General features: G+C 53.8%; 23 protein-coding genes and 1 riboswitch. Of the genes, 8 read left to right on the top strand and 15 right to left on the bottom strand.

Going from position 1 to position 25,880, the window contains the following annotated elements; genetic code table 11:
• Positions 1-223: 223 nt before the first annotated feature.
• From hslU to dapF, 5 genes are all read right to left on the bottom strand, one after another.
• Entirely contained in the window at positions 224-1,555 is a 1,332-nt protein-coding gene (gene hslU / locus F822_RS06725; protein WP_025041323.1) for an ATP-dependent protease ATPase subunit HslU, read from the bottom strand.
• A 179-nt stretch (positions 1,556-1,734) separates the two neighbouring features.
• Complete coding sequence (gene hslV, locus F822_RS06720; RefSeq protein ID WP_025041322.1) at positions 1,735-2,271, bottom strand: ATP-dependent protease subunit HslV; 537 nt, start codon at positions 2,269-2,271, stop codon at positions 1,735-1,737.
• A gap of 80 nt (positions 2,272-2,351) precedes the next feature.
• Positions 2,352-3,260, bottom strand: coding sequence for a tyrosine recombinase XerC (xerC, locus tag F822_RS06715; protein WP_025041321.1), 909 nt, complete (start codon positions 3,258-3,260; stop codon positions 2,352-2,354).
• A gap of 19 nt (positions 3,261-3,279) precedes the next feature.
• Positions 3,280-3,945: a DUF484 family protein gene (locus F822_RS06710; protein ID WP_025041320.1), complete on the bottom strand. Its 666-nt coding sequence runs from the start codon at positions 3,943-3,945 to the stop codon at positions 3,280-3,282.
• A 19-nt stretch (positions 3,946-3,964) separates the two neighbouring features.
• Positions 3,965-4,792, bottom strand: coding sequence for a diaminopimelate epimerase (dapF, locus tag F822_RS06705; protein WP_025041319.1), 828 nt, complete (start codon positions 4,790-4,792; stop codon positions 3,965-3,967).
• Between the two features lie 368 nt (positions 4,793-5,160).
• Here dapF and metK point away from each other — a divergent pair, with 368 nt between their 5' ends.
• From metK to metF, 3 genes are all read left to right on the top strand, one after another.
• On the top strand, positions 5,161-6,342 hold the full coding sequence (metK, locus tag F822_RS06700) for a methionine adenosyltransferase (protein WP_025041318.1): 1,182 nt from the start codon (positions 5,161-5,163) through the stop codon (positions 6,340-6,342).
• Positions 6,343-6,393: 51 nt separating this feature from the next.
• Positions 6,394-6,472, top strand: a riboswitch (S-adenosyl-L-homocysteine riboswitch).
• A gap of 17 nt (positions 6,473-6,489) precedes the next feature.
• Positions 6,490-7,956 (top strand): adenosylhomocysteinase, encoded by a 1,467-nt coding sequence (gene ahcY, locus F822_RS06695; protein WP_025041317.1) that lies wholly within the window; start codon positions 6,490-6,492, stop codon positions 7,954-7,956.
• A gap of 292 nt (positions 7,957-8,248) precedes the next feature.
• Positions 8,249-9,094: a methylenetetrahydrofolate reductase [NAD(P)H] gene (metF, locus tag F822_RS06690; protein ID WP_025041316.1), complete on the top strand. Its 846-nt coding sequence runs from the start codon at positions 8,249-8,251 to the stop codon at positions 9,092-9,094.
• Between the two features lie 219 nt (positions 9,095-9,313).
• Here the strand turns inward: metF and F822_RS06685 are convergent, their stop codons facing one another.
• The 9 genes from F822_RS06685 to F822_RS06645 all read right to left on the bottom strand — a co-directional run bounded on the left by F822_RS06685 (position 9,314) and on the right by F822_RS06645 (position 19,002).
• Positions 9,314-10,552 (bottom strand): pyridoxal-phosphate-dependent aminotransferase family protein, encoded by a 1,239-nt coding sequence (locus F822_RS06685; RefSeq protein WP_025041315.1) that lies wholly within the window; start codon positions 10,550-10,552, stop codon positions 9,314-9,316.
• Positions 10,553-10,869: 317 nt separating this feature from the next.
• On the bottom strand, positions 10,870-11,508 hold the full coding sequence (locus tag F822_RS06680) for a GIY-YIG domain-containing protein (RefSeq protein WP_025041314.1): 639 nt from the start codon (positions 11,506-11,508) through the stop codon (positions 10,870-10,872).
• On the bottom strand, positions 11,501-11,917 hold the full coding sequence (locus F822_RS06675) for a DUF6884 domain-containing protein (RefSeq protein WP_025041313.1): 417 nt from the start codon (positions 11,915-11,917) through the stop codon (positions 11,501-11,503). Before F822_RS06675 ends, F822_RS06680 begins: the two co-directional genes overlap by 8 nt.
• A gap of 427 nt (positions 11,918-12,344) precedes the next feature.
• Entirely contained in the window at positions 12,345-13,460 is a 1,116-nt protein-coding gene (locus F822_RS06670; RefSeq protein WP_025041312.1) for a septal ring lytic transglycosylase RlpA family protein, read from the bottom strand.
• Positions 13,457-14,557 (bottom strand): rod shape-determining protein RodA, encoded by a 1,101-nt coding sequence (rodA, locus tag F822_RS06665; RefSeq protein ID WP_025041311.1) that lies wholly within the window; start codon positions 14,555-14,557, stop codon positions 13,457-13,459. Before rodA ends, F822_RS06670 begins: the two co-directional genes overlap by 4 nt.
• Positions 14,550-16,460: a penicillin-binding protein 2 gene (gene mrdA, locus F822_RS06660; protein WP_025041310.1), complete on the bottom strand. Its 1,911-nt coding sequence runs from the start codon at positions 16,458-16,460 to the stop codon at positions 14,550-14,552. The genes rodA and mrdA overlap by 8 nt, the downstream gene beginning before the upstream one ends.
• A complete protein-coding gene (gene mreD, locus F822_RS06655) occupies positions 16,457-16,978 on the bottom strand; it encodes a rod shape-determining protein MreD (RefSeq protein WP_025041309.1) in 522 nt (173 codons plus the stop codon). The genes mrdA and mreD overlap by 4 nt, the downstream gene beginning before the upstream one ends.
• Positions 16,965-17,870, bottom strand: a complete 906-nt coding sequence (mreC, locus tag F822_RS06650; protein WP_025041308.1) for a rod shape-determining protein MreC — start codon at positions 17,868-17,870, stop codon at positions 16,965-16,967. Before mreC ends, mreD begins: the two co-directional genes overlap by 14 nt.
• Positions 17,871-17,943: 73 nt before the next feature.
• Entirely contained in the window at positions 17,944-19,002 is a 1,059-nt protein-coding gene (locus tag F822_RS06645; RefSeq protein WP_025041307.1) for a rod shape-determining protein, read from the bottom strand.
• A 111-nt stretch (positions 19,003-19,113) separates the two neighbouring features.
• Between F822_RS06645 and gatC the strand changes: the two genes are divergently transcribed.
• The 3 genes from gatC (at position 19,114) to gatB (ending at position 22,656) form a co-directional block, all read left to right on the top strand.
• Entirely contained in the window at positions 19,114-19,401 is a 288-nt protein-coding gene (gene gatC, locus F822_RS06640) for an Asp-tRNA(Asn)/Glu-tRNA(Gln) amidotransferase subunit GatC (protein WP_025041306.1), read from the top strand.
• Positions 19,402-19,474: 73 nt separating this feature from the next.
• The gene (gene gatA / locus F822_RS06635; RefSeq protein ID WP_025041305.1) at positions 19,475-20,935 is read left to right on the top strand and encodes an Asp-tRNA(Asn)/Glu-tRNA(Gln) amidotransferase subunit GatA; all 1,461 of its coding nucleotides are present in this window, start codon (positions 19,475-19,477) and stop codon (positions 20,933-20,935) included.
• Between the two features lie 230 nt (positions 20,936-21,165).
• Positions 21,166-22,656 carry an Asp-tRNA(Asn)/Glu-tRNA(Gln) amidotransferase subunit GatB gene (gatB, locus tag F822_RS06630; protein ID WP_025041304.1) on the top strand — a complete coding sequence of 497 codons (1,491 nt, stop codon included), beginning with the start codon at positions 21,166-21,168 and terminating at the stop codon, positions 22,654-22,656.
• 98 nt (positions 22,657-22,754) lie between these two features.
• Here gatB and F822_RS06625 read toward each other — a convergent pair whose 3' ends face one another.
• Positions 22,755-23,495 (bottom strand): pteridine reductase, encoded by a 741-nt coding sequence (locus F822_RS06625; RefSeq protein WP_025041303.1) that lies wholly within the window; start codon positions 23,493-23,495, stop codon positions 22,755-22,757.
• Between the two features lie 155 nt (positions 23,496-23,650).
• On the opposite strand from F822_RS06625, the gene F822_RS06620 reads away from it, so the two are divergent.
• Positions 23,651-24,865, top strand: a complete 1,215-nt coding sequence (locus tag F822_RS06620; RefSeq protein ID WP_025041302.1) for a class I SAM-dependent methyltransferase — start codon at positions 23,651-23,653, stop codon at positions 24,863-24,865.
• A gap of 578 nt (positions 24,866-25,443) precedes the next feature.
• Positions 25,444-25,878, top strand: a complete 435-nt coding sequence (locus F822_RS06615; RefSeq protein WP_331458284.1) for a CBS domain-containing protein — start codon at positions 25,444-25,446, stop codon at positions 25,876-25,878.
• Positions 25,879-25,880: the final 2 nt, after the last annotated feature.

Raw genomic sequence — 25,880 nt, 5'->3', positions numbered from 1 at the left:
ACGGCGTGAAGACGTGGAGCGAACGCCGCAGATTGGGATTGTAACAGATCAGGTCTCGTTGCACCGTCTGGCAAGATGGTTTTCTTCTACATGAAGACGGAATGAAAACTGCTCGAGGACATCAGGATTTGCCAGCTAGCGGCCTGTCGGACCTGAAGAATTGCAGCGAAATATGAACCAGCCAGACGCTTTTGCAGCCGATTTACTTAAGTCCGACAAGCTGCTAGAGCACGTAGCGTGCCAAGTCTTCACTTTGCGATAAAGTGTTGAGCCGCGCATCCACATACGCCGCATCGACGACAACTTTAGTATCACGATGTTTTTCGGCATCGAAGGATACCTCTTCCAGAAGCTTTTCCATCGCGGTATAGAGACGTCTCGCGCCGATGTTCTCGGTTTTCTCGTTAACCGCAAACGCAATCTCCGCCAAGCGCTTCACCGCGTCGGGCGTGAATTCCAGCTTGATGCCTTCGGTTTCCAGCAGCGCCTCATATTGACGCGTCAGACAGGCGTCCGTATTGGTGAGGATCTGCACAAAATCGTCAGCGCTAAGGCTCGCGAGTTCGACACGAATCGGAAAGCGCCCCTGCAATTCAGGGATCAGGTCGGAAGGCTTGGCCAGATGAAATGCGCCGCTCGCAATGAACAGGATATGATCTGTTTTGATCATGCCGTACTTGGTTGAAACGGTGGTGCCCTCCACCAGCGGCAACAGGTCGCGCTGAACGCCCTGGCGCGAGACATCCGCGCCGGAACTTTCGGACCGGCTTGTGATTTTATCGATTTCGTCAAGGAATACGATACCGTTCTGCTCAACATTCTGCACCGCGTGAAGCTTCAATTCTTCATCATTGACCAGCTTGGACGCTTCCTCATCGATAATGATTTTCAATGCTTCCCGAATTCTCAGCTTGCGGGTTTTCTTCCGCTCTCCGCCGAGGTTCTGGAACATTCCTTGAATTTGGGTCGTCAATTCCTCCATTCCGGGGGGAGCGAAGATTTCCATATGGGTGTGCGCGGACGACACCTCTATCTCGATTTCCTTATCGTCGAGCTCACCTTCACGCAATCTTTTGCGGAATTTCTGCCGGGTGGTATTTTCCATCTCCCCCACCTCCGTCTGCACACCCATCTCTCTCGCGGCAGGCAGCAGAACATCAAGGATGCGCTCTTCCGCATGATCTTCCGCACGCGCGCGCATTTTATGCGTTTCCTGCTCACGGGATTGCTTGACGGCGGCTTCCACCAAATCGCGGATGATCGAATCGACATCCCGCCCGACATACCCCACCTCAGTGAATTTGGTCGCTTCCACCTTGATGAAGGGCGCCCCGGCCAGTTTAGCCAGACGTCGCGCAATTTCGGTCTTGCCAACACCGGTCGGGCCGATCATTAAGATATTTTTTGGCGTAATCTCCTGCCGAAGGGGATCCATTACCTGTTGCCTGCGCCAGCGATTTCTCAGGGCAATGGCCACGGAGCGTTTGGCGCTGTCCTGGCCGATGATGTGTTTATCCAGTTCGTGGACGATTTCCTGCGGGGTCAGTTGTGACATGATTTCAGGCCGGTGATAAATGCGAGAGGTACGAAGCTAAGGTGAACCAAGGTGGAGGCATGCGATATGCGCGACTATGCTGCCCCGCGCTCATTCGCCGAGAGGCATATATTTTTACCCCTGTCATTCAGGTCATCTTCCACGGTTATATTCCTCGATTACCGTACAAGTTTTTCAGTTTACTCGAGTACCTCGATAACATGGTTCTGATTGGTATAAATGCACAGATCGCCGGCGATGACCAGCGCCTTCTTGACGATTTCCACCGGCGTCATACTGGTGTTATCCAACAGGGCACGTGCAGCGGAGTGAGCGTAAGCGCCGCCACTACCAATCGCAGCAATACCGAACTCGGGCTCGATCACGTCGCCCGATCCCGTTATGATGAGCGTAGTAGTCAGGTCGGCGACGACGAGCATCGCCTCCAGTCGACGTAAAATTCGATCGGTGCGCCAGTCCTTCGCCAGCTCAACCGCCGAGCGCATCAGGTGCCCCTGATGCCTTTCAAGCTTACCTTCAAACCGCTCAAACAAGGTAAAAGCATCAGCGGTTCCGCCGGCAAACCCCGCAAGTATCTTTTCATGGTAAAGCCTGCGTACCTTGCGCGCGCTCGCCTTGGCGACAATGGCGCCTAAAGTTACCTGGCCATCTCCCCCAAGCGCGACTTGGGCGCCTCGTCGAGCGGAAAGTATGGTTGTACCGCGATGTTCTAGCATGGAAGTTGTCGCGTGATGATTGAGCGAAGATTATAACGCTGATCCGCAGAGAAAACGCAAGCTGTATGGTCCCTGAAGATCTAACTTTTTTCCTTCTTCCTGGCACGTGGGTGGGCCGCATCGTAGATCTTCGACAAATGCTGGAAATCCAGATGGGTATAAACCTGGGTAGTGCTGATGCTGGCGTGCCCTAGCATCTCCTGCACAGCCCGTAAATCGCCGCTGGATTGTAACAGGTGCGAGGCAAACGAATGCCGTAGCACGTGAGGGTGAATATTGGCGCTGATTCCTTGACGCATCGCCTGGATTTTCAGCCGCTGATCGATCGATCGGCGGCTGATATTCTTGCCATATCGTGACATGAATAGTGCAGTTTCGCCGGGTTTGGCCAGCGCCTGGCGTTGTTTCATCCATTCGCGCAAGGCTTGCGCCGCCTTGCTGCCGACGGGCACGATGCGCGTTTTTCCACCTTTGCCGATAACTCGTGCTGTGCCGTCGTCCAGACTCAGATCCTCGGGTTTCAGGCCAGCGAGCTCTCCCAGCCGTAGCCCGGATGAATAGCACAGCTCGAACATGGCTTTGTCGCGCAATGCCATCAAATCGTCGGAGGCTGGAAACTCCAGCAGCTTCGCGGCCTCGTCGGGAGAGAGGGTGTGCGGCAGGGTTTTTGGCGATTTAGGCGCGCGTATCCCGTCGCAGGGGTTGGACGCATAGCCGTGATCCCGCGTCAGGTACCTGTAAAAGCCCCGCCACGCCGACAACATCCTGGCTAAACTCCTGCCGGAAAGTCCTTCTCCATGTAGCTGAGCGGCAAACCGGCGGACGTGATGAATTTGCAATCGGTCGAGAGGTGTTTCTTGCGCAAGGTTCAACAAAGCACGAATATCGCGAGCGTAACTTTCACAGGTAAGCGGTGACAAACGTCGTTCTTTAGTAAGATGGAAGAGATAGGCCGAGGCAAGTTCGGCCTGATGATTACCCGATGTCATGTTTGGCAATACGCTTTTCTTATCCTTCAGCCTGTGTGAAACGTTTCAATGCGGCGCTTACCAGTTCGCCCAGTTGCGCCAGGTAAATCGTTCCCATCTCCGGGTAAAATCGCTGCGGATCCTCGCTGGCCATCACCAGCAGACCGATAGTTTGCTCTGCCGACAGGGACACCATCGCAAATGAGCGCAGGCGAACAGCATCTTCTCCGAACCAGTCTCTGATCTCGTCCAACACGTGAGAACCGCAGTAAGGGCGTGAAAGGTTTTCAGCCAGAGCATGGATATCGGTGCTGGTTGGCGCGAACTCGGGTAGCGCGGGGCCTTCGGCAGTCATGTTCCACAACCTCAAGGCCATATGAGGGATGGAAAAATCCTCGCGCAAATGAAAGTTCAACCCATGTAGAAAATCAGCCAGGTGAGCGAATGTGAGGAGCGCTACTGCCAGACGGTGCATTTTTTCCGTAATACCGCCGTTTTCCTCACCAAATCTGATCAACTCGCCCAATTTATCCTGCAAGATGCGATTCTTGTCCCGAAGCGCGACGATCTGGCGTTCGCTAATGGGAATGGCTCTGCCGCCATGAGGATGCGGAATCTGAATCTCCGCCAGCACATCGGCATATTCTTCAAAAAATTCAGGATGTGTGCGCAGGTATTGAGCGACTTCTTCCGGACTTGATTCCATGTTTCTCCCTGTCTGAATTCTATAAGTCGATCTCTCCATCGAACACGGTGACTGCGGGACCTGTCATCCAGACCGGTTGATTTTCGCCTTCCCATCGGATAAATAAATCGCCGCCGCGAAAACTGACCTCCACTGGTGACTCAAGCACGCCCCGTTGAATTCCCGCTACCACTGCGGCACAAGCGCCAGTGCCACAAGCTAGCGTTTCGCCAGCGCCGCGTTCATATACGCGCAGCCGGATATGATGTCGGTCGATAACCTGCATATAACCGGCATTCACCCGCTGAGGAAAACGTGGATGACCCTCGATCATCACACCTTCGGTCAATACTGGCGCATCATCTATATCCGGCACCAATTGCACGGCGTGGGGATTACCCATCGACACAACGCTGATTTCCAGTTGTTTGCTGTCGATATCGAGTAGATAAGTCGGTGCGCGTTTTTCGGCGACGAAGGGGATTTCCCGAGGTTCGAATTTGGGCGCGCCCATATTGACAGTGACTTCTCCATCGGCCTCCAGCCTTGGAATTATCACGCCTCCCAGCGTCTCCACGCGGATTTCGCGCTTGCTTGTCATTCCGCGATCATGCACATAGCGAACGAAACAGCGCGCGCCGTTGCCGCACTGCTCCACTTCGCCCCCATCCGCATTGAATATTCGATAGCGATAATCAGCATCGCCTTCCGCGGTTTCTACGAGAAGAACCTGATCACAGCCGACGCCAAAATGGCGGTCGGCAAGCCGCTGTAATTGTTCCGTACTGAGGGAAACCGACTGACTGACGCCATCAATCACAACGAAATCATTGCCGAGGCCATGCATTTTGGAAAACTTGATTCTCATCTGTGACGTGCCGAACTGAATGTGACGTCCGTGTATATGGAAAGTTGCACACGGTCAGGCGTAAAGCGTAGCAGTGTCGGGGAGAGCGTCAATAAGCGAAGCGTACTGCGCCGCATGAGAAAGCCCTCGGTACCATTACCATTCCCGATTCCCTCGCCATCCCTGGCGAACCACTCGCATCCGTGCCTGACGTGCCTGACGTGCCTGGCGTACCTTTGCGGTATCCAATCCCAAAACGCCATCGTTATGCAAGTGCGGATGTTCAAGGATTCCGCAGGAATAAACATGGTTTCACTATCATTGATCTTCTTAATACCCGAGTAATTTGGTATTCTACAGACCTTTTACCACTATGGCGGCTGGACAACATGAGTGAATATCTTTTTACTTCCGAATCCGTATCCGAAGGTCATCCAGACAAGGTAGCTGATCAGATTTCCGATTCAATCCTGGATGCTATCCTCACCCAGGATCCCAGTGCACGGGTAGCCTGCGAGACGCTGTGCAGTACAGGCCTGATCGTGATGTCGGGTGAAATTACCACCACAGCCAACGTCGACTATATGCAAGTTGCGCGTGCGGCGGTCAAGCGTATTGGTTACGACAGTTCCGATATCGGTTTCGATTATCGTACCTGTGCTGTGCTTACCGCGTTCAACAAACAGTCTCCTGACATTGCGCAAGGAGTCAACCGCACTAAAGAAGAGGAAATGGATCAGGGCGCGGGCGACCAGGGACTCATGTTCGGCTATGCCTGCGACGAGACGCCGCAATTGATGCCGATGCCGATTTACTATGCCCATCGCTTGATGGAGCGGCAAGCGGAACTGAGAAAAGATGGGCGCCTGCCGTGGTTGCGTCCCGATGCGAAGTCGCAAGTATCGGTGCGCTATGTGAACGGCATACCGCAGCGGATCGAAACCGTGGTGATATCTACCCAGCATCATCCGGATATTCCTCACGCGCAACTGAGTGAAGCGATAATCGAAGAAGTCATCAAGCCGGTGCTTCCGAAAAAAATGCTGAATGGCGAGAGTCGCTACCTCATCAATCCCACCGGACGTTTCGTGGTAGGGGGCCCGATGGGCGATTGCGGCTTGACGGGCCGCAAGATCATAGTGGACACCTATGGCGGTACGGCGCATCACGGTGGTGGCGCATTCTCGGGTAAGGATCCTTCCAAGGTCGACCGTTCTGCAGCCTATGCAGGGCGTTACGTGGCCAAGAACATCGTTGCCGCCGGTATCGCCAGCAGATGTGAAGTTCAGATAGCCTACGCCATTGGCGTCGCGCGTCCTGTCTCACTGATGGTGGAAACTTTCGGAACAGGAAAAATTCCCGACGCGAAAATCATCAAGCTGATCGAGCGTCATTTTGATTTGCGACCCCGTGCTATTATTCATACGCTTGACCTGCTGCGTCCGATATACGAGAAAACCGCCGCCTATGGCCATTTTGGTCGTGACGAGCCGGAATTCACCTGGGAAGCCATAGATAAAGCCGCATTGCTGCGCGACGAAGCAGGAATCAAAACCGCGGTAGAAGCTTAAGCAATGACGCGTGCTCAGGCTTGAATTTTCAGATTAGCTTCATCCCTTCGCCATGCCGAGGAGCGCTGCAACGGGCACAGTCCCGCGAGGCTCGGCAGGGAAGGATCGTAACAAACGGCGCTCGTTCATCTTTCAGGAGATAATTTCATGAACGCTGTGCTCAGTCCTGCATCCGCATCTGCCTCCACAAGCAAGGGCAGTGAATTTACGGATTATAAAGTTGCCGATATGTCCCTCGCGGAATGGGGGCGCAAGGAAATTGCCATCGCCGAAACCGAGATGCCGGGTCTGATGGCGCTACGCGAAGAATACGCTGATGCCAGGCCTCTGGAAGGTGCGCGTATTGCCGGGTCCCTGCACATGACCATCCAGACGGCGGTATTGATCGAAACGCTGATCAAGCTGGGTGCGCAGGTGCGCTGGGCGTCATGCAATATTTTTTCCACGCAGGACCATGCAGCCGCGGCCATCGCGGCGGAACGCATACCCGTATTCGCCTACAAGGGCGAGTCGCTGGACGATTACTGGGAATATACCCACCGCATTTTCGAGTGGTCCGGTGATCAGGCATCGGATGCGAGCAGCGCCCCCAATATGATTCTGGATGATGGAGGCGACGCGACGTTGCTCGTTATCCTCGGCAGCCGCGCGGAAAAAGACCCTTCAGTCATAGCCAACCCGACCAACGAGGAAGAACGTGCGTTGTTCGCAGCGATCCGGAAACGGTTGAGCGTCAGCCCCGGTTGGTACTCCAGCAAGCGCGACGTTATTCGCGGCGTGACCGAGGAAACCACCACCGGTGTCCATCGCTTGTACGAGATGCAAAAAAAAGGCGAGCTGCCGTTTCCCGCATTCAACGTCAACGATTCGGTGACCAAGTCCAAGTTCGATAATCTTTACGGTTGCCGCGAGTCGCTGGTTGACGGTATCAAACGCGCCACCGACGTCATGATTGCCGGCAAAATTGCGCTGGTATGTGGATATGGCGACGTAGGCAAGGGATGCGCCCAATCCTTGCGAGGCCTGGGCGCCACGGTCTGGATAACGGAGATAGATCCGATATGCGCGCTGCAAGCGGCAATGGAGGGCTATCGGGTCGTATCCATGGACGAAGTTTGCGATCAGGCCGACATTTTCGTCACCGCCACGGGCAATCTGCGCGTTATTACCCATGACCATATGCTGAGGATGAAAGACCAGGCTATCGTGTGCAATATCGGCCATTTCGATTCCGAAATCGATATTGCATCGGTCGAGAAATACCAATGGGAAAATATAAAACCACAGGTGGATCACGTCATTTTCCCCACAGGTCGCCGCATCATCGTGCTGGCGCAGGGGCGGTTGGTGAACCTCGGCTGTGCCACCGGCCATCCCTCGTTTGTCATGTCCAGTTCGTTTACCAATCAGGTGCTGGCGCAAATGGAGTTATGGCAAAATGGCGCCAGCTATGAGAAAAACGTCTATGTGCTGCCGAAGTACCTGGATGAAAAAGTGGCACGATTGCACATCAAGAAACTGGGCGTCAAGCTCACCGAATTGACCGAGGAGCAGGCAAGCTACCTGAACCTGGACAAGAACGGGCCGTACAAACCTGCAATGTACCGGTATTGATTTTCGGCTTTCAAGCGGGAGGAGGAGATAAAGGGAATAGCTATACCTTTATCTTCTTCGCCAGTCTGGCCAAATACGCCAAACAAAAATGTCATAAGCCGGTATGAGCATCATATCGGCCAAGGGCACCGGGATCCTGTTTCTATCCTCAGCGTGCTTGTATGCCACAGGCTATCCCGGATCCGTTTGCGCCCCGCTTCCTGAAAACACTATCCGATAGTCGACGATGTGCCGATAGGCTTGTAACCACCTTGCGTCACACTACCCCTGTGAATCATCCCGGCGAGTAAAAATGGAATCGCAAAAGAAATTTGCCCCCACCTTCAGTTTCGAGTTTTTCCCGCCGCAAACGCTGGAGGGAATCGAGAAGTTGCGTGCGACGCGCAAGCAACTGGCACAACTCAACCCGAAATTCTTTTCCGTAACCTTCGGTGCAGGGGGATCCACCCGCGACCGAACCCTTGAGACGGTTCTGGAAATTCAGGCAGAGGGTTATGTAGCGGCACCCCATCTTTCCTGTATTGGTGCGACCAGCGAAAACATCCGCGGCATGTTGCAAAAATACCGCGACGGCGGTATTCGCCATGTGGTTGCGCTACGAGGGGACCTTCCTTCGGGCATGGCACAAGGGGGAGAGTTTCGTTATGCAAATGAACTGGTGGCGTTTATACGTGAGGAATTTGATGACGCGTTCCACATTGATGTCGCGTCTTATCCGGAATACCATCCGCAGTCCAACTCGGCTCAGGAGGATTTGCTGAACTTCAAACGCAAGGTTGAAGCGGGGGCGGATTCCGTTATCACCCAGTACTTCTATAATGCGGATGCCTACTTCAGTTTCATTGATGCGTGCGAAGCAATGGATATCCGCATCCCTATCGTGCCCGGCATCATGCCGATCAATAAATTTTCACAACTGGCAAGGTTTTCGGATGCTTGCGGCGCTGAAATACCTCGCTGGATCAGAAAAAAACTGGAAGGCTACGGTGACGACAGCGCATCGATACGCGCGTTCGGACTCGATATCGTGACCGATTTATGCGATCGATTGTTGAATGCCGGCGCGCCGGGATTGCACTTTTATACGTTGAACTCGGCGGGGCCGACGACTACCATCTGGCAGCGGCTGGGGTTGTAATTCAGTTTTTACCTGTTTCAGATAGGCTCGGCGCGTTCAACGAGTGAAGCGCATTGCGCTGCAAGAAAATCCCCTTTTATGGATGTCGCTATCTGATAGAGTAGCTCTTGCAGGATGATTGAAGGCTGCTAAACCGCAACCCATCATAAAAAACAGATGGGTTGCGCTATGCTCCACCTATCCTGCCGCGGAGGATAGGATTCAGGTTCGAACGTTGAATCAAGCCGCCTGGGCAGCGTTTTTACTTTCCAGAGGTAATGGGTTAGCCGCATAAGCATAGTGTGCGGCGGATTCCGCCGCGCCATGTTCAATTTTCTTGCCCATATCGGATAACACCGTTTCCAGGGCACCCAGGCTCAGCATGACATTTTCCATTCTGCTGGAATAACCCATCAGGCCGAAGCGCCAGATCTTGCCGGCGAAGTCGCCAAGGCCGGCACCAATTTCGAGACTGTAGTCGGCGAGCAGCCTGCGGCGCACTTCTTTCTCATCAATACCCTCCGGCACCCGCACAGAATTCAGCTGTGGCAGGCGCGATTTCTCCTCCACAAGATATTCCATAGCCAGCGTTTCAAACCCTGCCTTGAGTGCGTTGTGGTTGCGTTGATGGCGCGCCCAGGAATGTTCCAGCCCTTCCTCGTGCAGCATTACCAGTGATTCGTGCAGCGCATAGAGCGCGTTTGTGGGGGCGGTATGGTGGTAAGTACGGGAACTCCCCCAATATCCGAGAAGCAAATTCAAATCCATAAACCAGCTTTGTACTTTTCCCTTGCGATTCTTGACCAGTTCCACCACGCGTTCGGAAAAACTGACAGGCGATAAGCCCGGCGGGCATGAAAGACATTTCTGGCTGCCGGAATAAATTGCGTCGATCTTCCATTCGTCAACTTTGAGCGGCGAGCCCCCTAGGGAGGTAACGGTGTCAACGATGGTCAAGCAGTTGTGGCGATGAGCGATTTCGCAAAGGGTTTTTGCATCTGACAGCGCACCGGTGGACGTTTCGGCGTGAACAAAGGCGACGATCTTCGCGTCGGGGTTCTGCTTCAATGCGTCTTCCAGTTTTTGTGGATCAACCGGCGCTCCCCATTTGTCTTCAACCACCACTGCCGTACCACCGCAGCGTTGCACGTTCTCGATCATGCGCCCGCCAAATACGCCGTTGCGGCATACAATCACCTTATCGCCGGGGCTGACCATGTTGACAAAGCACATCTCCATCCCGACCGAACCCGGACCCGAAACCGGAAAAGTCAACAGATTTGCGGTTTGAAAGGCATAGCGCAGCAGGCTTTTCAGCTCTTCCATCATGTCCGTGAACACTGGATCAAGATGCCCCAGAGTCGGGCGGGCCATGGCGGACAAGACGCGCGGGTGGGTATCGGATGGCCCCGGTCCCATCAAAGTGCGTTGCGGTGGATAAAATGTACCGATTTTTTTGGCTGGGCCGAAGTGTGTCATAGCTGATCCTGAGTTGGGGTGGGCGGAATGATTGAGGAGGAAGACCGATTTTATCAAGTAGGCGGAGAATTTGCTATCTGGATGCCAGAACCAGCCTGTTTTTCTTCCCAGGACATTGTTGTGATTCACTACAGACCCCATGTCGGCCAAGCCCCTCCGGGTCAATGATGAAGTAGGAATAATTCACACCACAATAGCAAAGTGATAGATTTTGCAATCGTGCATCTGCCCCATGCCCAGGAAAAAACGCTTTTGCTACCTGCTGTCACAGTCTCCGCCAACCGGGGGAGCTGCCAGCCCAGGGAATTGTTTGGGATTCATTTGGAGCAGGTATCCATCATCTTTGACTCTTCATAACCTTCCGACAGGGGCTCTCCATAAAGTTCGTTGACTTGCCAGAGACCACTCTTCAGAATTTTCGGCTTGGGGGAGCGAAGTCCAAGCCAATCGTTCGACGCTCCGCAGTCCTGGCACCAGGAAACCGTCGAGATGATCCTGGCCTCCAGCTCGAGCCGTAGCGATTTTTCATCCACCGGGAAAACTACGAAAGAGAAGTTTCGTTTAAGATAATCCGTAACTTGCCGCTCTATCTCTCGCTGCTTCCCTGGATTCACAGAATCCTGGTACTTCCGTTTGGCTTCGCGAGTGGTCAGATTGAGTTCCCATTGGTCCAGGTAGGGATCTTCGGCACGGTGCAGAAAGGCGCGGCCAATGTTCTTGCGGAAGATGCTGCGGTCTTTGTTCTCGTTAACGAAATGCTGCCTCAGCCTGGAACGTAGCTGGTTATTGCCCGTGTGCGTACCAATCCGCACGATCCGATCTGTTCCATGGGCGACCTCACCCGCCTCGAACAGGACATAGATTCCATTCCGAGGAATCTTGGTTTCATCGTAGGGAAAACTGTAGTGAGGCAGGAAATGGAATAAGCGATGCAAACTATCACACATCTTACTCATGGATTTGTCTGCCCAGATATTGTAGCTGTCTGCCGATGCCAAGCCCTTCCATGGGTGTTTCATGGGAAGCAAGGTGTGGTATCAGGAATTTACGGTATTTCTGGCCTGCCAGCAGCACAAAATGATCTTTGCCCGGGTCAGCCCGCTCATCGATCTGCACCAGTACCCGCTGCGCCCAGGCTTGCACCTCCAGAGAACGCATACCGTTTAGCGTGCGGTCGTAGGGCTCGATCTCGGTATCCAGGTCGAGCAAGCCGTGCTCGGCGGAGAGGATGTAAATACTGTCCGGCTTTAGTTTCCTGGCGTACTTTAAATTCAGGCGGAACAGTGGACTGATGTAGAGGTCTTGCACCTTGGCCCGATGGTGCAATTTCTTGCTCACGCACGAAATCAGAACGATTTTTTTCACTTTTCTCCTCACCTGTTGATAGGCTCGCAGATCAGGCCGGTCCGTACCCTAATTACTCTGCTAATCGAGACAGAAGCCCAACACTTGAATAATTGACAACCTCGCTTCAATTCGCCGCGTCATCTGCATATTTCTTCATGGATTAATCGACTTCAGGAGATATGACCACTTGAAAGAAGATACATATAAATAGATACGGCAGAGAATGAGGAAACTGAATAGGTAAATTAAAACCTTTCCAGCTGGTGAGATTCGGCAGAAGCCCAACAGGAATACTCAGTGAATCAAGAACTCAAAGGATGGGCAACCAATGACATGGAATTGAAATGCGAGACGCCAACTCAATAGTAAGGATTTTGCAAGCAGAAGGAATCGGGCTCAAACGACCGAGCTTTACCGAGCTATGTTATACGGATAGATCGGGAATCTATCGCACCAGCAACATTGGCCTGATGGAAAGGCTGCGGGCGATCTTGTCGGCTGCCTGCCTGGCCACCACCTGATCCGGATAAGGGCCCGCATGGACCTTGAACAAGCCATCTTGCGGGACGATACCGAGCGCATCGATTGAAGGAAGCTCGCTGCGCATGCGTGCAAGGAAATTATCGGCATTATCATAGGCACTGAACGCGCCCAGTTGCAGATAGATTCCCCTTGCATCCGCAGTGGCGGGAGCAGCAGTACTGCCGGGTACGGATGCGCCTGACTCCATGGGTGAGTATGCAACTTCGAACAAGCCCGGTGGTGCGGCCGCTCCCTCCTGTTGCCCTGCACCAGCAGGCGTATCTGTCTTTTCGCCGGCGACGGCGGATACCGGAACAGGTGCAGGGGGACTTGCGGCAAAGGTGCGGACCGTGTTCGGGGCAACGGCAGACGCCGACGCAACCCGCATGGCAGGATCGGAACCCGGCAGGACAGTTTCCACTTCGACCCAGGCGCTGCCGCCACCCAGTACATCGAGCTTATAGGCGGCGGTATAGGAAAGATCGATGAGGCGGTCGGAAAGGAAGGGTCCGCGATCGTTGACCCTTACTACTACGGATTTTCCGTTCCTGATGTTGGTGACGCGAACATAGCTGGGCAATGGCAAGGTGGTGTGCGCTGCCGTCATGCCATACATATCGTAGACTTCACCAGAGGCGGTTTTTTGCCCATGGTACCGCCGGCCGTACCACGAAGCGATTCCACGTTCCCTGTAGGATTCCAGGACAGTCATCGGCGCATAGGATTTCCCCAGCGCGACATAAGGGCGCATGTTTGCCTGACGCAAGGGTTCATCGCGGGGAACGGCATCTGGAATGGACGCGAGATCGGCGGGTGGATTATCGCCGGGGCCATCGTCCAGGTAATAACCACCTCCCTTTTTCAGGCCGATGCCGAATAGCGTCGATGTGCCGGTTTTGCCTCTCTTGTCCTGTTTCAGGATGGTGCCGCAGCCGCCAACGAAAGTAAGAATAAAGACCGCGATAATCCAGGCTGCCCATTGCCGAGGAGGGGGCAATGGATTCGACACGGATTCTGATCTCGAATCAATATTCCTCATGTCTTCACCAACTTGGGATGCGTCTGTATGCTCATCAAAATACCAAATCCCAGCAGCATTGTCACCATCGATGTGCCGCCGTAGCTGATCAGAGGCAGCGGTACTCCCACTACGGGCAGAATGCCGATGACCATGCCTATGTTGACAAAAATATAAGTGAAAAATGTCAGTGTGATCGAGCCGGCGATAAGGCGCGTAAACTGGGTTGAGGCATTGGCAGCGATAATCATGCCGCGGCCGATAACCACCAGGTACAGCAGCAACAGCAGCGAGTTGCCGATAAGCCCGAATTCTTCGGAAAATACCGCAAAGATGAAATCGGTGCTTCTCTCGGGGAGGAAATCGAGATGGGTCTGGGTACCATGCTGCCAGCCCTTGCCAAGAATGCCTCCAGAGCCAATGGCAATGGTGGATTGAATGGTGTGATAGCCTGCGCCGAGCGCATCCTGTGTCGGATCAAGCAACGTCATGACGCGCCTTCGCTGATAGTCATGCATCGTCGACCATAGTATCGGCAGGCTTCCTGCCCCGGCGACGAACAAGGCGCCCATGATGCGCCATGACAGTCCTGTGAGGAACAGTACGTAGAAGCCGCTCGATGCGATGAGCAGCGCTGTGCCCAGGTCCGGCTGGCGTACGATCATCAGTACGGGAAGTATCAGCAGCAGCGTTGCAACCGCATAATCCCTCAGCCGCAAGGTGGCTTCATGCTTATCGAAATACCACGCCATCATCAGCGGCACGGCTATCTTCATCAACTCGGATGGTTGAATACGGGTAAAGCCGATGTTCAACCAGCGCCGAGCGCCATTGTTTATCTCACCGAACAGTGCCACGCCAAGCAGCAAGAGAACGCCGGCTATATATATCGGCAGGGCAATGCGCATGATATGCTGCAATGGAATGTTGGCGACCAGCCACATGATGCCCAGTGCAACCAGCATATTGACTGCCTGATTGGTGACGCGGCCGAGGTTGGCATCGGTTGCGCTATACAGCGTGAACAAACCGGTCAGCATCAGCAGCAATATTCCGCTCAGCAGGAAGCTGTCCACATAACGCGTGAGGTAATGCCACAAGCGCATGGGTTCAGTCATGCTCGTCCTCTTCTTCATTCGGCTCGATAGCTTCTGCCGCCGCTTCTGTGGGCAACTTGCCAAGCAGGAAGTAGTCCATCACCATCCTGGCGATCGGCGCAGCGGTAGACCCGCCATGACCGCCGTTTTCCACCAGTACCGATAGCGCTATTTTTGGGTTCTCGGCGGGGGCGTAAGCAATGAACAGCGCGTGGTCGCGAAAACGTTCCCGGATCTTGCTTTCTACGTATTTCTCCCCTTGCTTCATGCCGATCACTTGTGACGTACCGGTCTTGCCCGCAAAAACATAGGCAGCGTCGGCGCCGGCGAGTGCCGCGGTGCCGCCAGGCCGGGTAACATCTATGAGCGCGTTTCGCACCGCCTGTAAATTATCGGGATTGAGATTGAGCGTGTATAAGGGCTCCTTGGCGATTTCCCGCACCACCTCCTTGTTGTTATTCAGGACCTGCTTCACCAGATGTGGACGAAATGCTGTGCCATTCCCCGCCAGTATCGCGGTAGCAAAGGCCAGTTGTAGCGGAGTGGTCAGATTGTAGCCTTGGCCTATGCCCACCGAAATCGTGTCGCCGGCATACCACTTCTGTTTGTGCCGTCGCATTTTCCATTCTTGTGAGGGCAACAGGCCGCTAGCTTCTCCCTCGATATCGAGGCCGGTTTTCTTCCCCAATCCAAACTGACTGACGAAATCGAAGATGTTGTCAATGCCGAGGTCGTTGGCAAGCCCGTAGTAGTACGTGTCACACGATACGACCAGAGATTTGTGCAGGTCGACAATTCCATGGCCCCCGGCTTTCCAATCGCGAAAGCGGTGCGTGCTGCCGGGCAGGCTGAAATATCCCGAGTCGTTGATTGCATGCCGTGGCCAGCGTTTTTTCAGCTCCAGGCCGGCCAGTGCCATAAATGGTTTGAACGTGGAGCCTGGCGGGTAAAGCCCGCGCAACGCGCGGTTGTTTAAAGGCCTGTCGATGGAATTATTCAGTAAATCCCAATTTTCAGAATCGATGCCATCGACAAACAGATTGGGATCGAATCCCGGTTTACTGACGAACGCGAGTACCTCGCCGGTAGCAGGTTCAATCGCGACCAGCGCGCCGCGCCGATCTCCAAAAGCTTTCTCGGCGACCTCTTGCAATCTGGCGTCGAGCGAAAGTGTCAGATCGTTGCCGGAGATCGCCGGCGTACGAGATATCACTCTTATCACCCGGCCGGCGGCATCCGTTTCCATTTCCTCGAAACCCGTGATACCGTGCAGTTCTTTTTCGTAACTTTGCTCGATACCGATTTTACCCATGTGGTGGGAGCCTCGATAATTGGCCAAGCCGTCGCTGGCTTCCAGTCGCTCAAGATCCTTGTCATTGATTCGGCCGATATAGCCGACGACATGAGATGCGCTTTCTCCCTTGGGGTACTGGCGGAATAAACGTGCCTTGATTTCCACTCCTGGAAAGCGATAGCGGTTGGCTGCAAAACGGGCGACTTCTACATCCGATAACCGGGTACGGATGGGCAAGCTTTCAAATCTCTTACTCTCCTCCATCAATTTTTTAAAACGCTTGCGGTCTCTCGCGGCTATTTCAACAACGGTAGCCAATTCGTTAATGAGAGCCTCAAGGTCTCCAACCTTGCTGGGCACGATTTCAAGCGTATAAGCAGAGTAGTTATGCGCTAGCACTTCACCATTACGGTCGAAAATCAAACCCCGATTGGGCACGATAGGTGAAATGGAGATGCGGTTGGCTTCCGCCAGCGTATGATAGTGCTCGCGCTGCGATACCTGGAGGTAAGAGAAACGCGCAAACAGCAAAAGGAATAGCAGCAGCACGAATCCCGCGCTGAAGGCAAGCCGCAACTGGAAGTTTTTCAGTTCACGCGGATGGTTACGAAGCTCTACTGTACGGCTCATCGGGCATCGGATTCAAACCTGGGCTTCTGTGGTATTCTCAGCAATGAAGAGAAAAACGGCCACAGCAATGTGCCGGTAACGCTCGCGAGAAAGAAATTCCAGCCGGGAAAATGGGACCCATCCAGCAGCCCTGTCAGAAGTATGATGAATTGTCCCAAAAGCAATATCAATCCTATCTGCGGAGCTTGCTTGAGCAATTCAAAGTTGCTCAGGCGCCGGTGAAACAGCAGTGCGACAAAAGCCATGATGCTGTATGCCAGGGCATGCTGGCCAAATGTGGTGGCATCGCCGAAATCCATTAGCAGGCCCATTACAAACGCGACGCTGATGCCGACACGCTGCGGTTGGCTGATACACCAGTAAAGTATCGCCAGGGCGATGAAATCCGGCCATAGCGCTAGCGCGATACCTTTTAACGGCATGAGATTCAGCAATAACGCCACCATCAGGCTGACGACGATGAACGAGCCCCTGACAGGTAGCAGAATTTCATGTTTGGGATGATTAGCGAACGCCACCTTTTTCTCGCTTTCTGCCCTCGGGCTTCAATTCGAACGCCTCCACCGGAATTTCCGTCACGGGCGCCAGCGTGGACAATATCAACAACTGGCGGTTATGACCTACTCCGGCAACAGGTGTACAGGTAACACGGGCAAAGACATACGTAGGATTGCGTTCGATCTTTGAAACCACCGCGACGGGAAGACCAGGGGGATAAACCCCATCTATTCCGGAAGTAACCAGGGAGTCTCCTTCCTGTATATCGGTGTTGACAGCCAGGTAACGCAATTCAAGCATCGCATCCTTTCCCGTGCCCGATATCACTGAGCGAAGGCCGTTACGCACTACCTGCACCGGCACGGAATGGTCCTTGTCAGTAATGAGCGTGACTTCGGATGCCCATGGATAGTCGCGTGTAATCTGTCCCACCACGCCAATATCATCCACCACCACCTGACCTGGCTGGACCCCGCTTTGGCTACCTTTATCAAGCATGACCTTACGGTTAAACGGATCGCGCGGTACATGCAGGATTTCAGCCATCACCGCTTTGCTTTCAACCCGCTGCGTGGCTTCCAGAAGCTTGCGCAACTGGGCATTTTCAGCTTCCAGGGCGCTCAACTGCTGGAGTTGGCCCCGGTCGACAAGGTGCTGCTGCTTTAGATGAATATTCTCGTCGGCCAGATGCCCGCTAAAGAGAAGCTCGCTTGCGCTGTCGTAGATCGTTCCCGGTACATTGGCTAGTTTCTGTAGTGGATAGACCACGGTAGAGAAGGCCTGGCGAATTTCGAGAAGATATTTAAACCGGGCGTCGACGGCCATCAGCACTAATGACAGCATTACAAAAAAAACAAGCCGCGCCAGCAGACTGGGACCATGCCTGAAAAACCGCGGGTTCGTTTCCGTCATGTCTCTCGGGTTTCACGATGGACGATTCAATATGCGCTCGGCCGGGACCCGACCGGACGTCCTCGAAAACCCGCTAGTCACTGGCAAAAACGCCGACCAACTGGTCCATATTTTCCAGAGCGACACCTGATCCCCGCACAACACAGGTGAGCGGGTCTTCAGCGATAATAACCGACAACCCTGTTTCTTCCATCAATAAGCGATCAATGTCTCTTAGCAGTGCCCCGCCACCGGTCAATACCATGCCTTTTTCAGCGATATCCGCACCCAGCTCAGGCAGTGTATGCTCAAGCGCCGATTTGACCGCGCTGACGATACTATTCAGCGGATCCGTCAGCGCTTCGAGGATTTCGTTGCTGGAAATAGTGAAGCTGCGTGGAATTCCTTCTGCCAGATTTCGTCCCTTGACTTCCATTTCCCGTACTTCCGAGCCGGGGAAGGCGGATCCTATTTCCTTCTTGATCAGTTCGGCGGTAACTTCACCGATCAGCATGCCGTAATTGCGGCGAATGTAATTGATGATTGCCTCGTCGAACTTATCGCCTCCGACGCGTACCGAATTTGAATAAACGATACCGCCGAGCGAAATTACGCCCACCTCGGTAGTGCCGCCACCGATATCGACCACCATCGAACCAGTCGCTTCCTCGACCGGCAAGTTGGCGCCGATCGCTGCCGCCATCGGTTCCTCGATCAGTTCGACCTTGCGTGCGCCGGCGCCGTAAGCGGCTTCGCGAATGGCGCGACGCTCCACCTGAGTGGATCCATAAGGTACGCAGATTACAATGCGGGGATTGGCGGAAAACAGCCGCGGTGGATTTACCTTCTTGATGAAGTGCTTCAGCATCTGTTCGGTTACGGTGAAATCGGCGATAACGCCGTCCTTCATAGGACGAATCGCGGTGATATTACCGGGGGTCCGTCCCAGCATCTGCTTGGCTGCCAGCCCTACCTGCTGAATTACTTTTTTGCCGTTGGGGCCGCCATCCTGGCGTATTGCGACTACGGAAGGTTCATTTAATACAATACCCTGGCCGCGTACGTAAATCAGCGTATTGGCGGTTCCCAGGTCTATCGCCATATCGGTCGAAAAATAACCCTTCAATACATTATTGTTTATAAAATTAAGCATGGTTTACGAAATCCGTTGCAGATGGCGATGATAAAGCGCGGAAAAGGATGCGTCACTCAGGCGGGCTATGATACTCTATTACCTATTTGAATATAAGGGATTTGGCGGTCAATGTCACTGTCTCTGGATGAGGTAAAGCGCATCGCCAACCTGGCGCGCATTGAAGTCAGCGAGGATGAGGCGAGTACCGCGCTGGCTCAGTTATCGGGCATCTTCAACCTGATTCAGCAGATGCAGGCGGTGGATACATCGACCATAAAACCTGTGTCCCATGCGCAGGATTTGATGCAACGGTTGCGCCCGGATATCGTGACGGAGGTCGATCAGCGCGAGTTGTTTCAATCCATAGCACCCCAGGTAGAGGCGGGTCTTTACCTCGTGCCAAAAGTTATCGAGTAAAACCCGGCGCGCCCCTGCGCTCTCCTTCCACGTTTGCAATTTCTTGCAAGATTTGCTTCACCCCGCGAATAACATGTTGAACTCCAGTCTCAAGCAACTTTCCACGCTCCTCGGCGCGAAAAAAATCTCCAGCGTTGAATTGACCGATGAATTCCTCAAGCGTTCCCGGGCGCTAAATCCAGGCTACAACGCCTTCATTACCATCAATGAAGAGACTAGCCTGACTCAGGCGCGTGCCGCGGACAGGATTATCGCATCCGGCCGGGCCCAGCCGCTTACCGGTATTCCGATCGCCCAGAAGGATATTTTTTGTACCAAGGGGTGGCTCACTACCTGCGGATCGAAAATGTTGTCCAATTTCATTTCCCCTTACGATGCTGCCGTGGTTGAACGTTTCAATGCGGCAGGGGCGGTGAATATCGGCAAAACCAACATGGATGAATTCGCCATGGGGTCCAGCAACGAAACCTCCTATTACGGGCCGGTAAAGAATCCATGGGATATCACAGCCGTGCCGGGCGGCAGTTCGGGGGGGTCCGCTTGTGCGGTTGCCGCACGCATGGCTCCTGCCGCGACAGGCACGGACACTGGCGGTTCGATTCGTCAGCCGGCCGCGTTATGCGGCATTTCCGGGATCAAACCCACCTATGGACTGGTTTCGCGCTACGGTATGATTGCTTTTGCTTCCAGCCTCGACCAGGGCGGACCGATGGCAAAATCAGCAGAAGATCTGGCGTTGATGCTGAATGTCATGGCAGGATTCGATACACGTGATTCGACCAGTTTGCAGCGCGAGGCGGAAGATTACACGCGCGATCTGGAAAAGCCGCTCGAAGGGTTGCGTATCGGCCTGCCGAAAGAATATTTCGTGAAGGAAATAAACGATGACGTAGCGCGCGCGGTGGAAGCCGCTATCGCGGAATATCGCAAACTTGGCGCAACAACGGTGGAAGTATCGCTACCCAATACGAAGCTGTCGGTACCCGTTTACTATGTGCTGGCCCCGGCGGAAGCGTCGAGCAATCTATCCCGGTTCGATGGCGTGCGTTACGGTTATCGTGCCCCGGAGTATATCGACCTCGATGATATGTACCGGAAAAGCCGCGCGCAGGGTTTTGGCGCAGAGGTGAAGCGCCGCATTTTAATCGGAACTTATGTGTTGTCGCATGGATATTACGACGCATACTACATTCAGGCACAGAAGCTCCGGCGTCTGATAGCACTGGATTTTGCCGAGGCTTTCAAGCAGTGCGACATCATCATGGGTCCGACTTCACCCACCGTAGCATTCGATCTCGGAGAGAAAAGCAACGATCCGGTGCAGATGTATTTATCCGATGCCTACACCATAGCCGTCAACCTGGCCGGTTTGCCCGGCATGTCTATCCCGGTTGGCTTTGGCAACAAAAACCGGCCGGTGGGACTGCACATCGTTGGCAATTATTTTACGGAAGCGCAAATGCTGAATGTGGCACATCAATACCAGCGGACAACCGACTGGCATTTCCAGATGCCCGGCACATCGAAAGGGTAAATTGAGCCTGTACCGACCTGTATCGGGCACGGCTTTCATCTTTCATCTCCGTGAGAGTACGATGAATTCAACCATTCCAGACTTGGCCCGGTATCCAGTTCAAAACCCGCCATGGCCTGCTTTCCACCCTCGGATAACGAGTTCGGCTGGTATATCGTGCCGATGATCGCCGGGATCAATTTTTTCGTAGCACACCCGGATGAGTACTATTCCAAAAAGGAATTCTCGCAATGCAATGGGAAACTGTTATCGGTCTTGAAGTTCATGCGCAGCTCTCGACCCACTCGAAAATATTTTCAGGTGCCTCGACTGCTTTCGGTGCGGCCCCCAACGCAGAAGCTTGCGCCGTTGACCTGGCGCTGCCAGGCGTGCTACCGGTATTGAATCGCGGCGCGGTCGAGCGGGCAATCAAGCTGGGTCTGTCGGTTGGGGGAAAAATCAATTCGCCGTCAATTTTTGCCCGAAAGAACTATTTCTATCCCGATCTCCCCAAAGGCTATCAGATCAGCCAATATGAATTGCCGGTGGTTGAAGGCGGCGTGATCCAGATTCGGTCTGCCCAAGATGGAAAAGAATGCGAGAAAACGATACGGCTTACTCGGGCACATCTGGAGGAAGACGCGGGCAAGTCCCTGCATGAGGATTTTCACGGCATGACGGGCATTGATCTCAATCGTGCCGGTACCCCCCTGCTCGAGATCGTTTCCGAACCGGATATGCGCAGCAGCGCTGAAGCGGTGGAATATGCCAAAACGTTGCATTCGCTAGTGCGGTGGATCGGTATCTGCGACGGCAATATGCAGGAGGGTTCCTTTCGCTGCGACGCCAACGTATCCGTACGTCCACAAGGGTCGGACAAGCTTGGCACTCGCTGCGAAATAAAGAACCTCAACTCGTTCCGTTTTCTCGAGAAGGCTATCGATTACGAGGCCCGACGCCAGATAGCGCTCCTGGAAGATGGCGGCACCATCCATCAGCAAACCCGCCTCTACGATCCTGCAAAGGATGAAACCCGTGCCATGCGAAGCAAGGAAGATGCGCAGGACTACCGTTATTTCCCCGATCCGGACTTGTTGCCGCTGGAAATCCCTGCAAGCTGGATCGCGGAAGTGAAGAGCGGGTTACCGGAACTGCCACAGCAAATGCGAGCCCGCCTCGAGCGCGACTATGGGCTTTCTGCTTATGACGCAGCGGCGCTGACAGCCGATCGGGAGATTGCGGAGTACTTCGACGCGGTTGCAGATAAACTTCCATCTGATCCAAAACTCTGCGCAAACTGGATAATGGGCGAAATATCCGCTTATCTCAATAATGAAGGAAAGCTCTTTGATAGCTGCCCGCTGTCTCCGGCACAACTCGTGCAACTTCTAAGGCGTATCAAAGATGGCACCATCTCGGGAAAGATCGGGAAGGAAGTATTGAGACAAATGTGGACCCAATCCGGTGAGCAAGCTGGAGGGTGGAAGCGCCATGATTCGGAACCGGCTGAGAACCTTGTTGACGAAATCATCAAGTCGCAGGGATTGAAGCAGATCTCGGATTCAGGCGAACTGGACAAACTCATCGCCGAGGTTATTGCCGCCAACTCGAAATCTGTTGAAGAATTCAGATCCGGCAAGGAAAAAGCCTTTAATGCACTCGTCGGCCAGGTGATGAAGGCCGCCAAAGGCAAGGCGAACCCTGCGCAAGTGAACGAAATATTGAGAAAAAAACTGGTCTGATAATACATGGTTGGGTTGCGCTACGCTTACCCCAACCATGTATTATCGAAAGTTCCGATTTAAGCGCTTTATACCCTCCTCTCAGCCTTCGTCTCTACTTACAGATTAACGCTACGTCCTCCATCCACGGCAATGATCTGGCCGGTAATATAAGGCGCGTCCGCAATCAGGAAAGCCACCGTTCTGGCGATGTCATCCGGTTCACCGGTTCGCTTGAGCAGTGTCCTGCCGATGATGTGCTGGCGAGATGCTTCATCTGCCCACTCACCCTCTTCAGGCCATAAAATAGGACCGGGAGAAACGCCATTTACCCGGACTTCGGGCGCAAGCTCCTGCGCAAGCGATCGGGTAAGCGAGGCGAGGCCGCCCTTTGCAGCGTTGTACACCACGTATCCTTTCAGCGGCCATTTCTCGTGAATATCGACAATATTGACAATGCAGCCATGATGTTTCCTGAGTTGCGGCGCCGCCGCCTGCGACAGAAACAGAGGGACCTTCAGATTGGTGCCGATCAGATCATTCCACATGTTCTCCGTGATTTCTCCCGGAGGAGTAGGGAAAAAGCTGGAAGCGTTGTTGACAAGCGCGTCGAGTTTTCCGAAATGCTTTATGGTCTCGTCGATCAAGTCGGGCAGCCGCCCGATATCCAGCAGGTCGGCCTGAGCCAGCGCCACCGAGCTGGGCCGTGCCTGATTAAGTTCGGTCTGCAAGGCCCGAGCGGCTGTCTCCGATGCGCGGTAATGCACCAGCAGATTTGCGCCCTGCGCATGCAATCTGCGACAGGTGGCCGCACCCACGCGTCTGGCGCCCCCCGTGACGAGTATCACTTTCCCTTGCATCGCTATCTCCTCTACACTTACGAATCGATTCTATTTTTTATCATTCATAGCGGCTCTCAAATAGAGCTTACAGAAGATCGCTGGATTCCCGCTAGCGAGAAAGACGATGCCTCCATTTGATAGACGATCTTATATTACAGAGTAGCATAGAGCCAATGCAGCCACTACCGGCACTCCCTATACCGAGCGAAGCGGCTCTCCGGCACAGCCGTGCCTTGAAAGAACTCATCCATGCCGAACTTGCTGCCGCTGGCGGCTGGATTTCATTCGAACATTACATGAGATTAGTCTTATACGCACCGGGCATGGGTTATTACAGCGGCGGTGCGGCAAAATTCGGCGAAGCGGGAGATTTTGTCACCGCCCCGGAAATTTCTGCGTTATTCGGTAGAACCCTGGCGCGGCAGGCTGCGCAGGTTCTTGAACTCGCGGATGATCATGCAGATATTCTCGAATTCGGGGCGGGTACGGGCAAACTCGCGCTCGATTTACTGCTTGAACTGGAAAAACTCGGCAGCTTGCCCCGCCGGTATTTTATTCTTGAAGTCAGTGCAGAACTACAACAGCGACAGCGGGAATTATTTGAGAGAGTCGCGCCGCATCTCGCGCCGCGAGTTGTCTGGCTGGAACATTTGCCTTCCGCATTCGATGGGCTGATACTTGCCAATGAGGTACTCGACGCCATGCCGGTACATCTGGTTGCCTGGCATGGAGCTGATCTGTTCGAGCGTGGTGTGATGATAAAAGGGGGCGATTTCGCATGGAGCGATCGTCCTCTTGTAGAGGGAGTCCTTTTTGAGATTGCTCGTGAATTGAATCCTCAGGCGGATGCTGCGAGCGGCGACGTCAGCCGTGGTGTTGGCGACGATATCAGCGAGTACGTCAGCGAGATCAATCTTTCCGCGCGCCATTTCATGCATAGCCTCGCCGCTGTTTTGCAGCGGGGCGCAATCATATTGATTGACTATGGTTTCGGACGTAATGAGTATTACCATCCCCAGCGAGCTTGCGGCACATTGATGTGTCATTATCGCCATCTAGCCCATGACGATCCTTTTTATCTGCCGGGTTTGCAGGACATCACCAGCCATGTTGATTTCAGTTCTGTCGCCAGCGCCGCTATCGGTTCGGGGCTGGAGTTGCGGGGTTATACAACCCAGGCATATTTTCTCATCAACTGCGGGGTAACCGAGATTCTGGCGCAAACCCGAGTGGAGAACACCAGGGACTATCTACCGCTGACGAACCAGTTGCAAAAGCTGGTGAGCCCGGCAGAAATGGGTGAGCTGTTCAAAGTTATCGCATTCGGCAAGCATATCCAACAGCCACTGATCGGATTCGGCAGCGGGGATAAAAGCCGTATGTTGTAGCGCATGCGCACTGAGGCTGGAACGCTGCGGTTGCGAACAACAGGGGCTATCTTGTCTGCAACCCAGTGGACTATTCGAAGTAGGGAAGCAGCCCCAGGTTTTCCCCTTGCATGCTATGATTAAACCTAAATTCGGTAGTTGACCGCTCATTTGATAGATCAGTGTCATGATTAATAACAATGTTTCATATTATTTGATGCTCACCTTCCGGGTGAGAACGCTACGAGGTGAATTGCACAGTTTTTGCGGCACATGGCTGCGTTGCAACTTCTTGGAATGGAGCGGCGCCCCGAAGCGTCGCCCGAGGGGCCCCGCGCAGCGGGGATCGGGCAGCGCAGGGGATGTCGCGATTGCGCTTCACACGCAAAGGGGGCGCCCGCATCCCGCTTCGGGGTCGCACCTTCCTGCGGAAGGCACTGCTCCGCCCTGCGCGGTCGCATTCCGCGTCGTTGCGCCTTGCCCTGCACCCCAAAAACCGTACACTTCACTCCGTTCAACTATCGGATTTAGGTTAACTCAACTGATAAAGAAATTTTGGTATATTCGAAACTCGAATAGGGGAATATGTAGTGGCGACCGTGAGGCAATTACTGCAGGAAAAGGGGTTTGAATGTGCAAGCATAGAGCCGGACAAATCCGTATACGACGCCATGCAATTGATGGCTGCACAAAACATCGGTGCATTGCTGGTGCTACAGGATGGAAAACTGGCCGGTATCTTTACTGAAAGAGATTATGCGCGTAAGGCATACCTGCTGGATAGATCCGCGAAAGATATCCCGGTTAAGGAAATCATGACTTCGCAAGTGGCATATGTAACCCCCGACTATTCGGCAGAAGACTGCATGGCATTGGTTACCGCGATACGGGTACGGCACCTGCCCGTACTTGAAAACAATGCAGTGGTCGGTATTGTTTCCATCGGCGATCTGGTCAAGGACGCCATTTCCGGGCGCGAGTTCGTCATTCATCAGCTCGAACGTTACATATACGGAATTACCGGACCGGATTAATA

It is taken from the genome of Nitrosospira briensis C-128, from assembly GCF_000619905.2.
GTDB classification, from domain to species: Bacteria; Pseudomonadota; Gammaproteobacteria; order Burkholderiales; family Nitrosomonadaceae; genus Nitrosospira; species Nitrosospira briensis.
The sequence above is the reverse complement of the archived record's forward strand: the minus strand, read 5'-3'. Positions and strand labels throughout refer to the sequence as shown.

Excerpts from the sequence above, each read along its gene's own strand:
- hslU (WP_025041323.1), bottom strand. The coding sequence starts at position 1,555 with ATGTCACAACTGACCCCGCAGGAAATCGTCCACGAACTGGATAAACAC.
- hslV (WP_025041322.1), bottom strand. The coding sequence starts at position 2,271 with ATGCTAGAACATCGCGGTACAACCATACTTTCCGCTCGACGAGGCGCC.
- xerC (WP_025041321.1), bottom strand. The coding sequence starts at position 3,260 with ATGACATCGGGTAATCATCAGGCCGAACTTGCCTCGGCCTATCTCTTC.
- F822_RS06710 (WP_025041320.1), bottom strand. The coding sequence starts at position 3,945 with ATGGAATCAAGTCCGGAAGAAGTCGCTCAATACCTGCGCACACATCCT.
- dapF (WP_025041319.1), bottom strand. The coding sequence starts at position 4,792 with ATGAGAATCAAGTTTTCCAAAATGCATGGCCTCGGCAATGATTTCGTT.
- metK (WP_025041318.1), top strand. The coding sequence starts at position 5,161 with ATGAGTGAATATCTTTTTACTTCCGAATCCGTATCCGAAGGTCATCCA.
- ahcY (WP_025041317.1), top strand. The coding sequence starts at position 6,490 with ATGAACGCTGTGCTCAGTCCTGCATCCGCATCTGCCTCCACAAGCAAG.
- metF (WP_025041316.1), top strand. The coding sequence starts at position 8,249 with ATGGAATCGCAAAAGAAATTTGCCCCCACCTTCAGTTTCGAGTTTTTC.
- F822_RS06685 (WP_025041315.1), bottom strand. The coding sequence starts at position 10,552 with ATGACACACTTCGGCCCAGCCAAAAAAATCGGTACATTTTATCCACCG.
- F822_RS06680 (WP_025041314.1), bottom strand. The coding sequence starts at position 11,508 with ATGAGTAAGATGTGTGATAGTTTGCATCGCTTATTCCATTTCCTGCCT.
- F822_RS06670 (WP_025041312.1), bottom strand. The coding sequence starts at position 13,460 with ATGAGGAATATTGATTCGAGATCAGAATCCGTGTCGAATCCATTGCCC.
- rodA (WP_025041311.1), bottom strand. The coding sequence starts at position 14,557 with ATGACTGAACCCATGCGCTTGTGGCATTACCTCACGCGTTATGTGGAC.
- mrdA (WP_025041310.1), bottom strand. The coding sequence starts at position 16,460 with ATGAGCCGTACAGTAGAGCTTCGTAACCATCCGCGTGAACTGAAAAAC.
- mreC (WP_025041308.1), bottom strand. The coding sequence starts at position 17,870 with ATGACGGAAACGAACCCGCGGTTTTTCAGGCATGGTCCCAGTCTGCTG.
- F822_RS06645 (WP_025041307.1), bottom strand. The coding sequence starts at position 19,002 with ATGCTTAATTTTATAAACAATAATGTATTGAAGGGTTATTTTTCGACC.
- gatC (WP_025041306.1), top strand. The coding sequence starts at position 19,114 with ATGTCACTGTCTCTGGATGAGGTAAAGCGCATCGCCAACCTGGCGCGC.
- gatA (WP_025041305.1), top strand. The coding sequence starts at position 19,475 with ATGTTGAACTCCAGTCTCAAGCAACTTTCCACGCTCCTCGGCGCGAAA.
- gatB (WP_025041304.1), top strand. The coding sequence starts at position 21,166 with ATGCAATGGGAAACTGTTATCGGTCTTGAAGTTCATGCGCAGCTCTCG.
- F822_RS06625 (WP_025041303.1), bottom strand. The coding sequence starts at position 23,495 with ATGCAAGGGAAAGTGATACTCGTCACGGGGGGCGCCAGACGCGTGGGT.
- F822_RS06620 (WP_025041302.1), top strand. The coding sequence starts at position 23,651 with ATGCAGCCACTACCGGCACTCCCTATACCGAGCGAAGCGGCTCTCCGG.